At 54.5% G+C, this 12,740-nt stretch carries 11 protein-coding genes; 6 read left to right on the top strand and 5 right to left on the bottom strand.

Features of this window, described 5'->3' with window-relative positions; all coding sequences use genetic code 11:
* Positions 1–4: 4 nt before the first annotated feature.
* Together L0M99_RS00055 and L0M99_RS00050 are read right to left on the bottom strand one after the other, a co-directional pair.
* Positions 5–679, bottom strand: a complete 675-nt coding sequence (locus tag L0M99_RS00055; RefSeq protein WP_024058161.1) for an SAF domain-containing protein — start codon at positions 677–679, stop codon at positions 5–7.
* A gap of 248 nt (positions 680–927) precedes the next feature.
* Complete coding sequence (locus tag L0M99_RS00050; RefSeq protein ID WP_024058162.1) at positions 928–1,548, bottom strand: 5-formyltetrahydrofolate cyclo-ligase; 621 nt, start codon at positions 1,546–1,548, stop codon at positions 928–930.
* A gap of 101 nt (positions 1,549–1,649) precedes the next feature.
* Between L0M99_RS00050 and glp the strand changes: the two genes are divergently transcribed.
* From glp to L0M99_RS00035, 3 genes are all read left to right on the top strand, one after another.
* On the top strand, positions 1,650–2,861 hold the full coding sequence (glp, locus tag L0M99_RS00045; RefSeq protein ID WP_238127344.1) for a gephyrin-like molybdotransferase Glp: 1,212 nt from the start codon (positions 1,650–1,652) through the stop codon (positions 2,859–2,861).
* Between the two features lie 6 nt (positions 2,862–2,867).
* On the top strand, positions 2,868–3,584 hold the full coding sequence (locus tag L0M99_RS00040; RefSeq protein ID WP_238127343.1) for a GNAT family N-acetyltransferase: 717 nt from the start codon (positions 2,868–2,870) through the stop codon (positions 3,582–3,584).
* A gap of 313 nt (positions 3,585–3,897) precedes the next feature.
* Positions 3,898–5,190: a hypothetical protein gene (locus L0M99_RS00035; protein WP_038108660.1), complete on the top strand. Its 1,293-nt coding sequence runs from the start codon at positions 3,898–3,900 to the stop codon at positions 5,188–5,190.
* 30 nt (positions 5,191–5,220) lie between these two features.
* Here the strand turns inward: L0M99_RS00035 and L0M99_RS00030 are convergent, their stop codons facing one another.
* Together L0M99_RS00030 and L0M99_RS00025 are read right to left on the bottom strand one after the other, a co-directional pair.
* Positions 5,221–5,943: a YggS family pyridoxal phosphate-dependent enzyme gene (locus L0M99_RS00030; protein WP_024058167.1), complete on the bottom strand. Its 723-nt coding sequence runs from the start codon at positions 5,941–5,943 to the stop codon at positions 5,221–5,223.
* A 57-nt stretch (positions 5,944–6,000) separates the two neighbouring features.
* Positions 6,001–8,619: a DEAD/DEAH box helicase gene (locus L0M99_RS00025; RefSeq protein WP_238127342.1), complete on the bottom strand. Its 2,619-nt coding sequence runs from the start codon at positions 8,617–8,619 to the stop codon at positions 6,001–6,003.
* A 116-nt stretch (positions 8,620–8,735) separates the two neighbouring features.
* Here L0M99_RS00025 and L0M99_RS00020 point away from each other — a divergent pair, with 116 nt between their 5' ends.
* Positions 8,736–10,214: an alanine/glycine:cation symporter family protein gene (locus tag L0M99_RS00020; RefSeq protein WP_238127341.1), complete on the top strand. Its 1,479-nt coding sequence runs from the start codon at positions 8,736–8,738 to the stop codon at positions 10,212–10,214.
* An 81-nt stretch (positions 10,215–10,295) separates the two neighbouring features.
* A complete protein-coding gene (locus tag L0M99_RS00015; protein WP_238127340.1) occupies positions 10,296–11,093 on the top strand; it encodes a CDP-alcohol phosphatidyltransferase family protein in 798 nt (265 codons plus the stop codon).
* Here the strand turns inward: L0M99_RS00015 and L0M99_RS00010 are convergent.
* A complete protein-coding gene (locus L0M99_RS00010; protein ID WP_238127339.1) occupies positions 11,086–12,090 on the bottom strand; it encodes a hypothetical protein in 1,005 nt (334 codons plus the stop codon). The two genes, L0M99_RS00015 and L0M99_RS00010, sit on opposite strands and share 8 nt — an antisense overlap.
* A 76-nt stretch (positions 12,091–12,166) precedes the next feature.
* On the opposite strand from L0M99_RS00010, the gene L0M99_RS00005 reads away from it, so the two are divergent.
* Positions 12,167–12,655: a flavodoxin domain-containing protein gene (locus tag L0M99_RS00005; protein WP_038108666.1), complete on the top strand. Its 489-nt coding sequence runs from the start codon at positions 12,167–12,169 to the stop codon at positions 12,653–12,655.
* Positions 12,656–12,740: the final 85 nt, after the last annotated feature.

The raw sequence follows: 12,740 nt of genomic DNA, 5'->3' as shown, positions 1-12,740 counted from the left end.
GTAATTAACCTGTCCTGGCCAATTGTAGCGGTTCTGATTTGCTGGCTTCTACCAGGCGTCCAGCCTCACTGGGTTTAACCGCAACCTCAATGGTGGCGGTTTTTTGCCCGCCCGTCAAAGATCCGCTAGCGGCGCTGACTGATAATACTTGCGCCGTGATTTGCGCGGAGAGTCCCGTATTCTCCGCAGATTTTCTCGCCCCGCCCTCGGGAATAGTTTGCGGATTAGTAGTGTCCGGGCTGGTATCGGGGGCAGAGCTACTATCTTGATCATTTGCGAGGAAGAAAATCACTTCATCACCGGCGCCGGCCAGGCCTTGATCGCTTTCTCGCAAAGGTAGTGCCAAAATCACTTTCCCTCTATAGGATTGTCGTGAAAAAGGAGAAGAAGAAAATAAGGCCGGAAACAGGGTAGTGCCGGCAGCGATGGGAACGGCTGTCCGCTGACCGACTGCCTGGGAAGGTTTCTTATAAGCCTGAGGTGGCAGGGCGGCCACGGGAATCTCTTTCACAGTTACTTGGCCAGCGTCAATAATGGTTCCTGGTGGAATATCGGTGGCGGCAATTAATAGTGGTTTCGTGACCACTTGGGGCAACACTAAACGCAGTAGGCTGACGGCTACTGCAACTGCGGCTGCTAGGGCGATAGTGCGTCGCCAACGCCAAAGGAACTCGCGCATAACCAGATTTTTGTTGGTTTCCTGACCGTTAGGGAAAGCCGAGATAATCCGCCGGAAAACATTGCGGCTATTACCCCTTGGGGACAGGGAAAACCATAGCTGCAGAAAACCATTAACCGCCGGGTCATCGACGGCTTTTAAGAACCGCTGAAACCTGGGACAAGGTAGACCGAGAAGAAAGCCGTATTTTTGCGCCTCGTAGGGGAAACGCTCAGAACGGAACCTTGGTCACCGCACTAACCAGAGAGTTACTCGCTGCCTAGTTTTTGCAAACGCCCCGAGGAAGTAAGTACCTGATCAACTAACTGGTCATGCGGTTCATGAGGCAGCGTCCCCGCCTGTAAAACTTCCCAGTCATGGGTTAAGGCGATCAACTGGGGGCGAGTGGAACCAGTCAAATCGCAGTGCGCCAAAGCCTGGTCGTACCAACCGGCTCCTCGTCCCAGACGTACCTGCGTCCTATCTACTGCTAAAGCCGGTAAGAAAATCACCTTTAACCCCAGTTTTGCCAGGTGATCGCACTGCATTTCTCGAGACACCAGTGGTGGGTGGGGGTTGAAACGGCGATATAGGGCGCGGGTGTGTTGCACCGGATCTAATTGTCCCCAACGGGGCTGCTCCAAATCGCAAGGGACAACTAGTTTCAACCCGGAATCCAAAATGGCTTCGTTGAGTAAGAAGGTTGGAACTTCGGTGTCGAAAGAAATATAACTGGCTACGACCTCGCCGGGTTTTAGGGAAGCTAATAGTGGCCTGGCAGCCTGGAGCACTTGCGATTCTGCCTGGACACGTTGGGTAGGGGAAAACGTTAAGCGACGCCGGTCAAGAAATTTTTTTCGCAGTTCCGGCTTACTGTTCACAGAACCCATGAGTCAATGATAGTCGCTCGTTTAACCACAGTCGGCTTTTCGCCATCGCGGCAAAGACTCCGGCAGGTAACCTGGTAATAGTACTAGACTTTGGAGGGGTAATGCGCACGGTTGCGGAACATTTGAATACTTGTCTTTCCCTAGTGGCTCCGCTGGATCCCCTAGACGTGTTGTTGCCAGACGCGGTGGGGTGTGTCCTAGCTGAGGACGTGAGTGCACCTTTCGATTTACCGGTTACCGACCAGGCGACTTTGGACGGTTATGCGGTGCGTTCCCAAGACGTGGGGGGAGCCGGCAAAATGCGCCAGGTCTTCCTGGATGTGATCGCTGAGGTGAAAGCCGGGGATGCAGAACCGTGCACATTGGTGGAAAACAGTGCAGTCCGGATAGCTTCGGGCGCTCCCTTGCCGGTGGGAGCCGACACGGTGGTGCCTTTGGAGGAAACTGACCAAGGTCCGGCGCGGGTACAAATTTTATCTGCCTGCGCCAAGGGAAAAAACATTTTGCGACGCGGCCAAGACGTAAGTGCGGGCACCCCCATTTTACGTGCCGGATCGCGTATTGGGTCGCGGCAAGTAGCGTTACTGGCGGGAGTAGGACGCCTACGGGTGACGGTGCGTCCCCGTCCTCGGGTAGTGATTTTGTCTATCGGAGATGAACTTATCGAACCGGGCAAACCGATCCGCGCCGGGGCAGTCTTCGATGCTAATGGGCACGCGCTTTCGTCTGCGGTAGCCGATGCGCGCGCTGACACTTTCCGAGTGGCGGCAGTACCTGATGAACAAAAGGCGCTCTCGGAAACTATTGAAGACCAGCTAGTTCGGGCAGATATTATTATCACCACCGGGGGACTTTCCTACGGTAGCGCCGACACGGTGAAAGAGGTGCTAGCTCCTTTAGGGACTGCCCGCTTCGACAATGTGGCGATGACCCCCGGTAAACAACTCGGTTATGGCACTGTCGGGGAGGGTACCCCGATTTTTTGCCTCCCCGGAAATCCGGTAGCCGCCCAGATCAGCTACGAGATTTTTGTGCGCCCCTGCCTGCGGCATATGGCTGGTTGGGATGAACTGTATCGTCCTTCCTTGCGGGCGCGAGTAGATCGCGGTTGGCGTTCCCCGGCTGGTAGGCGCCAGTTTGTGCCCGTGAAAATCGTGGGTGCACCCGATAGTGGTTATCGCGCGCGTCTAACTGGCGAGCCAGAAGATCTTTTACTCTCTACCATGGCGAGGGCGAATGCACTGGCGGTTATCCCCGAGGCGGTAACTTCCGTCTCGGAGGGCGACTATTTCCACTGCATGGTGCTAGATTAGGGCACCGTGTTGCTTTACGAGCGTTTAACTTTTAGGCGCAGGCCGCGTTACTATGCGCACTTGGATAATCCGGTAGCTCGCGGCCTGATTAAACCGGGTGATCCGCCTGTAAATCGCCTGTCCATTAAAGAAATGGTGGCGCGGGATCATCGTCAGGCGGCGCAGGTAAGAGCCGATAATGAGCGTTGGTTAGCGCCTTGGGAAGCCAGCATTGCTCCCGGCTATCCCCCAGACGATATGGAGCTGGAAGCGTTCATTCGCCGTAGTGCCCGCCTGGTGCGTCAGCGCCGTTACTATCCGTTTGGCGTTTATGCTGATGAGCAGCTAGTGGGGCAGGTTACTATCGGGGATATTGCCCTGGGAGCCTCGCACTCGGGAAACCTGGGCTATTGGGTAGCGGAGGAATATAGTGGTCGCGGGGTGATTACTACGGCGGTGGCGATGGTGTTGGATTTATGTTTAGGGGCTCCCCGCCTGCACCGCGTAGAAATAAATATTCGTCCCGAAAATAAAGTGTCTTTGCGGGTAGTACAGAAACTGGGGCTGCGGTTTGAGGGGCGAAAAAACAGTTTCTATTGCATTGCGGGAAGCTGGGCTGATCACCTTGGATATGCGGCTACCGCTGAGGAAATCCCACCGGGTGGATACCTGGCGCAACTAGAAAACAGGGCGTGCCTTAAACGAGGGGAGCCGGTAGCTATAGCCGACGAGGACGGGAGGTAGCTGAACTGTCCTGGGTTTTGCTCGGCTTTTGATGCGGGGGTCAGTCAACTGACCCCCGCATACTCGTACAACACCGTTGAACTATCCTTTCAAACTTGGTGTTGCAACCATCACTAGAACCTAAGAACTCGCGTGAGATTACTTAAACAATAGGTTTCTTCCGCGGGTAGCTGCGAGCCAAAATAAAGAAAAAATGTGGCTATTGGTGTGATTGTTATAGATGTTGCGATTTGCTAAAGATTTAATAACTTTCCCTGCTCAACACGCCTTTATGAAGAGAGAATCTGGCGCCTAAATCCCCTATTTTTGATATGTGGAGTTTATTGGATTGGCTTTGCCGATATTGGTCTTAATTTTGGGGGGTATCTACCTACCTCTCTTGATTGACTCCAAGCGGCGGCAAACCCAATCTCATGGCGATGACCGTTTTAGCGCAAATTTGCGGGTACTTAACACGCAGCAACCGGCGCAAAAGCGGCAACGCTACAGCGTAAACCCCCCAGTATTAGGAGGAACCATGCAGCGACCAGTAGCACCAACCCAGCGTGACCACAGTGAACTGATGTCCGCTCGGCTTACCCGGGCTCGGCAGATTGAGCGGCGATCACAAGCTGCGCGTCGCCGTCTCACCTTGGTTACGGTACAGTTCGCGATAGGTATGGTGCTGGTTACGGCGGCCGCGGTAAGTCTGCTTTCCTGGTGGTGGACACTTATTCCGCTCGCTACCATTGCGGGAACGCTATTTCTGGGGGCACGAGCTGCCAAAGCCGGCCGGGAAAATGATCAGCGAGCCCAAGAACTTATTCACGCCCTCGAGACCCGTCCCGCAAAAGGACATCGCGTAAGTGCCAGCGAAAAGAAATTCGCACAAATGCACGCTGAGGCCGAAGCTAGCGAGGCTGCTGCCAGCACCGAAAAACATCAAAAGAGCACTACAGCTACAGGTAACGAACTGAAAGCAGAATCGGGCGGGGAAAACCGGGGACAGACAGCACTCGGAAAGCTGGCTGCTGCTGCCAGGCGCGCCGCCACCTTGCGGGAATACTTTGTAATTCACGAGGACGAGACCGCAGAGCAAGCAGAAGAAACGGCTAAGGAAACTCCTCGGGAAATGGCATCCAGCCATTCGCAGAGCCACTTAGAAACAGGCGAAGAAAGCGCCGCAGTTACCTTAGTAGAAGAAAAAGTCAGCGAGGATAAAGAGCCCGTTGCCGCCGCTGTAGCCGAGAAAGAAACCACTACGTTAGCGGAGATTACCGAAATCTCGGCTGAGGACAGCAGCGCGGATGCTACCGAGAAAGCGGAGACCGCGGCAGTTACAAGTCATACAGAGGAGGCAGCAGAAAACCAGGCAGAAGCTGACCATACTTGGACGCCAACGCCGATGCCGAAACCAATCTACGCCCTCAAACCGCGACTAGCGCGCCGTGACGTAGATGCCTCTGAGCTACTCGCGGAGCATTTGGCGACCCAAAACAAGGCTCCTTATCGTCCTTCGCGTCCGCATCCGCATAGCGAAGAGTCTTTGACTACCGCGCAGCTGGTGGCACAAAGCAAGCCAGTAGATGTGGAAGCAATCCTAGATAACCGGCGGATTGCAAACTAACCGACTGCGGATTGAGCGGCAGACAAAACCTTAACGGTAATCGCGCGCGCCGAAAACATCGGTGCCGATCCGCACCATAGTTGCGTCCTCGCTAATCGCGATTTCTAAATCCTGGGACATTCCCATCGATAGTTCGCGCGCATCTTGCCCGGGTCCTCCGGCAGCAAGCGTGCGATCTCGCAAATCCCGCAAAATCCTAAAGGACTCGCGAATCCGCTCTTCATCAGGGCTGAGCGCCCCAATGGTCATAAATCCGCGCAAGCTCAGCTGCTCCATTTGTAGCACTTGCTGGGTTAACTCCCAGGCGTCCTCGGGGTTGATTCCCTCTTTGGAGGCTTCGCGTGAGCAATTCACTTCGATAAAGCAGGGGAGAACCCGCCCGGGATAGTTGGCCTCGAGGCGGCGCACCAGACGCTGGGCAGTTTTCAGAGAATCCACCGTTTCGACCAGGTCACAGACCTTGAGGGCGGCAGTAATTTTATTGCCCTGCAGGCGACCGATCATATGAACTTCCGCGCCCAGATCTGCTGCCCGCACCGCCTCATTGGTAGCTTGGGCTTCCTGGACATGGTTATGCCCCAGCACTACCGGCAGTCCGCGTTTTTTCAGCTCCTTAGCGGCCGCAATAATCTGCTCACTGGTGCGGGTTTTCACCGCCAGCTCTAAAGTAACTTCGCTGCGCTCCCGTCCCGCCTGCTCACAGGCTTTAGAGATCCGCTGGTCTACTTGTTCAATCCCGGTTGCGATATCCATAACTCCACTCTACTGGGCGTGGCAAATCACTGACAGGGTGCTAGCGCCAGCAGCGCCCTAGGTGATATCTCCGTAGGCCACCAAGTACGGTTGTAGCCGCCCACTCTCATCAGTTTCCGCGATATCCAGGGCAAATAACATTCGCCATTCCCATAGCCCGCTGCCGTCATCCACTTCTTGCAGTAACGCCCAAACCTTCCTGCCGTCCAGCAAGTTGCTATCGGCAGGAAGGTAGCGAGAAAGCAGCTCTCGCGCCTGGTCGCCCTCCCTAATCACCGCGTGGCTACTGGCGCGCGCCCCCTGATCTAGTGGCAAGTCATCGTAGCGTTCCCAATAATCATCCAGGAGAGCCCCGCGCTCCTCATCCGACCAGGCACTCCCATCGGGATGTAAATCTTGGCAAGCCGCAAGGCGCGGCAAACTGTCGAAGGCTATGGCTTCTACGCGCTGCCAGACGACGTTACGGAACTGGCGGCGCAAAGCGAAGGGATTAGCGCTAGGCAGCTGGTTTTCTCCGCTGCCAAAGGCGGGTTCCTCCTGGGCGTCCTCCGCGGGGCTTTCCCGGCGTTTCCCGCTGGCTAGCGCCTCCCATTCGTCTAGCAGCGAGGAATCCACGCCCTTAACCGTGTTGCCCAGCCAGATCAATAACTGGTCGAAGTCATCATTGCGCTTCTCCGGCGGCACGATTTGTCCCAGGGCGCGATAGGCGTCGGTCAGGTAGCGCAGTACCACGCCCTCACTGCGGGCAAGTTCGAAACGAGAAATAAACTGGGTAAAGGTCAGCGCATTTTCTACCAGATAGCGCACCACCGATTTGGGGGAGGGCTCAGAGCCATAAACCCAAGGATTAGAATGCGCGAAAGTCTTAAATGCCCCGGCAATCAGTTCTTTGAGAGGCTGCGGCCAGGTGGTTTCCTCTAGGATTTCCTGACGCTGGTGGTATTCCACGCCCTCGGAACGCAACTTTTGATAGACCTGGTCGCGCTGCGCCTTTTGCTGGGCAATCAGCACCTGGCGGGGGTCCTCCAACACCGACTCCACAATCGAAACTAAATCTAGAGCGTAATCGGGGCTATCGGGATCCAATAGATCTAAAGCTGCCAGAGCGAAAGGCGATAACGGCTGGTTAAGGGCAAAATCTTCCGGCAAGTCATGGGTGAGCACTAGGCGTCCGCGGCTGCCCGCCTTTTCAGCAGGTAAATGTTGAACCACTTCCGCCTGTTTTAATGAGGAATAAACCTGCCCTAAACGGCGCAAATGAGGGTTGGCCTCTTGCGGAGCGTCATGGTTATTGCGCGCCAGCCACAGCAAATGTTCCCCGGAGTCCCGCCCACCGGAAAGGACGTTAAGCGCTAAGGAATGGTCAATCCGGAAATGAGAACGCAGCGCTTCTGGCTGGGCAGCGACCAGGCGTTCAAAAGTAGAACGTCCCCAGGACACCTTCGGCTTTTGGCTATTGGAAGAGGACGTGCCCTTGCGTTTTTGGCCTTTCGCCGCCAATTTCTTGGCCTCAATCACCTCGGGCGGCGCCTGCACCACCACAAACCCCATAGTGTCGAACCCGGCGCGCCCGGCTCTGCCGGCAATCTGATGGAACTCCCGGGCCGTGAGGTGCCGCTGGCGGCGCCCATCGAACTTGACTAGGGAAGTAAACACCACAGTGCGGATAGGGACATTTATCCCCACCCCTAAAGTGTCCGTCCCGCAAATCACCGCTAGCAGTCCCCGCTGCGCCAATTGTTCCACCAACAGGCGGTAACGAGGCAACATACCCGCATGATGCACCCCCACCCCTAGGCGTAATAGCCGCGAGAGAGTCTGCCCGAATCCCTTGGTGAAATGGACTCCTTTTAAGTGGGCAGCGATTTTTTCCCGCTTTTCGCGGTCTAGCAGATTAGCAGACGCCAACCCCGCCGCGGTTTTCACCGCGTCATTTTGGGCAAAATGCACTAGGTAGATCGGCCAGCGTCCCGCCTTGACCAGGCTTTCTAACAGGTACTGGGAGTCGTCCTCGCTATATTCCATTTCCAGAGGAACCGGACGGGAGGCTCCGTCAACGAGCGTCACTTCCCTCCCGCTGCGCTCTTCCAAGTCCCGAATGAAAAAATCGACGTTCCCCAAGGTCGCCGACATTAACACAAACTGGACTTTCGGCAGTTCCAGCAGCGGGACCTGCCAAGCCCAACCGCGGTCAGGGTCGCCGTAAAAGTGGAACTCATCCATGATGACTACCCCGGCATCTAGCTCAGCGCCATCACGCAGTGACTGGTTAGCCAAGATTTCCGCGGTGCAGCAAATAATCGGGGCTTCCGCATTCAGAGAAATATCGCCGGTAATCATCCCCACATTCCGGGCTCCAAACAGTTCTACTAGGTCAAAAAACTTCTCAGACACTAACGCTTTAATAGGGGCGGTGTAGTAAGAACGCTGATCTTTCGCCAGCGCCGCCAAATGCCCCGCTAAGGCGATCATAGATTTTCCCGAACCAGTAGGAGTCGCCGCAATCACGTGGTGACCGGCAAAAATTTCGGTAGCGGCTTCCTCTTGATGGGGATACAAGGCTCGGTGGGTGGAGGTCGCCCAATTGCTGAACCCCGCCAGGACTTCTAAGGGGTCATCCAGCTTACCCGCGTCCTCTAAATCGTCCAGTAGCTGATTTAGGGGCGCAATACTCATGCGGCTATTGTAACCAGCTTCCGCAGTGTGGACACGTTTGCGTAACCTCATCCTGCCGGATTGTCCTAATAAGGACGCCGAAAAGATTTTTGGGCGGATGAAAGGAAAAGAATAGCGTGGATCAAGCCGCCGCAATCGTTAAACAGATAGCCGATGCCATCGCCCTCTACGGCGAAATCTGGATCCTAATCGGCCTGGGGATTTTCTACACGGTGATTACCCGGGGAGTGCAATTCCGGCTCTTCCGCCATATGTGGCAGGTAGTGTTGTCCTCTCGTAAAGATTCCCGCGGAGGAATCTCCTCCTTCCAGGCTTTCACTATTTCCCTGGCGGCTCGCGTGGGAGTGGGCAACGTCTTCGGGGTGGCGGCCGCCCTCATCATCGGCGGGCCGGGCGCGATCTTCTGGATGTGGATAGTAGCGCTAGTGGGGATGGCTACCTCCTTTATGGAATCCACCCTGGCACAGATTTTTAAAGTCCAAAACGAGGACGGTACTTTCCGAGGAGGTCCGGCCTACTATATGTGGTTGGGGCTGCACAAACGTTGGTTTGGTTCCATCTTTGCGGTGATCGCTATCATTACCTGTGGTTTCGTGATCACTTCCGTGCAATCCAATGCCATTGCCGGCTCGATTATGGCCACCCTCGGCACTACCGAAGCCCAGCAAGGCACGCATTCGGCGATTATTGCGGTGATTCTGTTCGTGTTTGCGGCTCCGATTATTTTAGGAGGAATTCGTTCGGTAGCGCGGGTAACCGAATGGATGGCTCCCATTATGGCCGTGGTTTACGTGATTATTGCGGCGATTATCCTGGTGATGAATATTGGGCAGATTCCCGCGATCCTAGCTTTAATCGTAAAAAGCGCTTTCACCGGTGGGGCGCTTGGGGGAGGCGTCGGGGGCGGAATCTTCGCTGCCTTGATTAACGGGGTACAGCGCGGTCTATTTTCTAACGAGGCCGGGCAAGGAACCGCCCCCAACGCGGCCGCAACCGCTACGGTTTCCCACCCGGTGCGCCAAGGGCTCATCCAATCGTTAGGGGTTTTCGTAGACACGATTATCGTGTGTTCTGCCACCGCCATTATCATTTTGAGTGCTCCTAAAGAGGTGCTTACCGGTACCGATCCTTCTCAGGCGGCATCGTTGACTACGGTGGCGGTAGCCTCCCAGCTGGGGGATTGGTCAACCTATTTAATGTTGCTGATTATTTCGGTACTGGCGTTTTCTTCAATTATTGCCGCCTATGTCTATTCCGATGTGAATATGTCGTTTGTGACTACTAAACCCTGGGCATCTTGGCTGGTGCGAATGGTTTCTGTGGCGTCGGTGGTGCTAGGAGCAGTGGTATCCCTGCCGCTAGTGTGGAACGCGGTCGATATCGCCATGGCGGTTATGACCATCACCAATCTGATAGCGATTACCCTGCTGTGGAAGTGGGCAGTGGGCGCCTTAAAGGATTATTCGGCATCGCTTCGGCGCGATAAAGAGGCGGTACCGGTGTTCGTAGCTAATAACAATTCCTATCTGCCGGCAAAGTTACCCACCGATGTGTGGAGCGGCGAGCCGGGCAAAGCCCTGTCTACTGAGGGCTAGGCGCCCTCGCTCGTTATAAGAAACAAAGAGCCAAGGTTTCAGGTTTTTATGTATTTGAAAGCCTAAGGCAAAATAGGGACTATGGAACAGATCCCCGCGACAGTTGATTCTCAGTTCACGCGCAGTGACTATCTAAAAGCTTGGGCAGTTCATGTCTTTACCGCCTCTGGGGTGGTCTGGGCTGGTTGTGCGGTACTTGCCTTAATGCGCCACGACTACCTGCAGATGTGGGGATGGCTGGCGATTAGCTTGATTGTTGATGGCTTGGACGGCACTCTGGCGCGGCGCTACCGGGTGAAGGAGGTAATTCCCTGGTTTGATGGTTCCGCTCTCGATTTGATCGTAGACTATTTGACCTGGACGTTTATCCCCGCGATTTTCATGTCCCAAACCTTAGTGTTCGCTCCGGGAATCCCCGGTAAGGGAATGGATCTAGTGGTGACCGAATTGCTGATGGTAGCGGTTTGTGCCTCCTCTATGTTCTGTTACTGCAATAAGAAAGCCAAAAGCTCCGATAACTATTTCGTGGGATTCCCGGCAGCCTGGAATATCGTAATCCTCTATCTCTATCTGGTGGCACTGCCCTGGTGGTTCAACCTGACCATCGTGCTGCTCTTTATTGTGCTAACGCTATCTCCGCTTACTTTCTGCCATCCTTTCCGGGTAGAAAAACTGCGGTGGCTAAATATTTTGTCAGTGGTGATTTGGCTAGCCTGCATTATTTGGCTCACTATTTATTTCCCCGAACGTAACCCCTTGGTGTGGTGGGCATGGTGGATTAGCGGCGTTTACTTTATTGGCAACGGTGTGATCCGTACTTTTGTAGGTCCGCAAGCCCCACGCAAGCAGACGCAACTAAAGCATAAAAATGTCAGTTAGTGCCGGTTTCTTGTGGTTTTTGCAAAAAATTCACCAGGTAACGTTCGCGTAGATATTTCGAGCCTTCTACAAAGAACCCCGAAATAATAAACAAAATAACGATTACTATCACGTAGGTGGGGTAGTCTTTGCCGGTCATAGCGAAATATACGTAGGGAGCCGCGAAAGTAATCGCGGTAGTAAACGTACCTATGATGCGCACCAATTGGCGCTTGGCGGTAAACATGGCCAGTACTCCCCAGGTATAGGGGATAGCGGTAACAATATCCATGGTCCATAGCACCAGCAGAGATCCATGAAACTCTTTTACCAGACTCACCGGTAAAACTCGCAGGCTGGAATAGGTAATTACCACCAGGTAGGCCAACACTTTGGGGTCAGTTAACCATTTTACTAGCGGTGAACGCCGAGTCTGGATAATCCCGCAGGCATTCAGGCCGCTGGCGATCTTAGGAGGAAGATGGGTAGCGTCAATTCCTAAGAATGCGCGACGTATTCGCTGCCGGCTGTGGACACTCAAATCTTCCCAACGCTCAATAAGGGCTTCCACCAGGTCTTCAGGATCGAGCAGCCAGGGAATTTTGGTATCTTCTTCCTGCTCGCAGGCAAGAATCGCTCCCACTAGTCGCTGGGGATAATCCCTGCCCTCAGGATATTGCGCGGTATCTAAGATTCTTCCGGTACCTAGCATCCGCGAGAAACGTTCGGCTTCTGCTCGGGTGCCCCCTCCCAGCCACACCTTTAGTGGCCGCTGTAAATCCGCACGTAGTTGCCCTAAGAATCGCTCGCCCTCTTTAGAGGCCAGGAAATGGTCAAGGCATTGTTCGGGAAGGGAAAAAAGCCAAGAAATATCGCGGGTACACCCGCGCCCCAGTTCAGAAACGCGATGAAGGCCGGCACTGCGACAAATAACTACCGGATCCAGGGCATATTTGGATACCACAGCGAGATCGGTGAGCTTTTGCCCATTTTTGAAGGAAGGATCGACCATCGCCATGGTTTTAAGTCTATGAGAATTTTAGGAATTCCGGTCTTTTCGCGACAAGAAAGAAAAAAATGGTCATACTAGAGACATGAAGGTTTTAGTGACTATCGCCTCCAAGCATGGAGCGACTGAAGAAGTTGGAAAAGTTATTGTAGAGGAACTGGAGAATGCCGGTCTGGAAGTGGACCTGGAAAAACCAGAAGAGGTCTACAGTCTAGATGGATACGGGGCAGTCATTATTGGCTCAGCGGTTTATCTAACCAAATGGATGGATACTGCCAATGATTTTTGTCGCCGCTTTGCTTCGGAACTGCGCCGCACTCCGCTGTGGGCATTCTCAGTGGGGCTGTCGGGGGTTCCCGAAGACAAGGTGCAAGATCCTTCACGGGTAGGACCGGTGCTTTTGAATATTGATCCGCAAGAATATGTGACTTTCCCGGGCAGATTGGATCCAGAGGAGCTATCTTTGCGGGAGCGCACGGTGGCTCGCCTAGGGGGTGCAGTGGAGGGCGACTTCCGCGATGACCAGTTAGTTCGCGACTGGGCACAGAAAGTCATTAAAGAAATCAAGGCATAACCCCTTCTTTCATTACTGTCCGGCGGGTGGGGGGGGGGGGGGGGGGGGGGGGGGGGGGGGGGGGGGGGCGCGGGGCGGGGGGGGG

It is taken from the genome of Varibaculum cambriense (assembly GCF_022133705.1).
Classification (GTDB): domain Bacteria; phylum Actinomycetota; class Actinomycetes; order Actinomycetales; family Actinomycetaceae; genus Varibaculum; species Varibaculum cambriense_A.
This window is presented reverse-complemented; position numbering and strand designations above follow the sequence as displayed.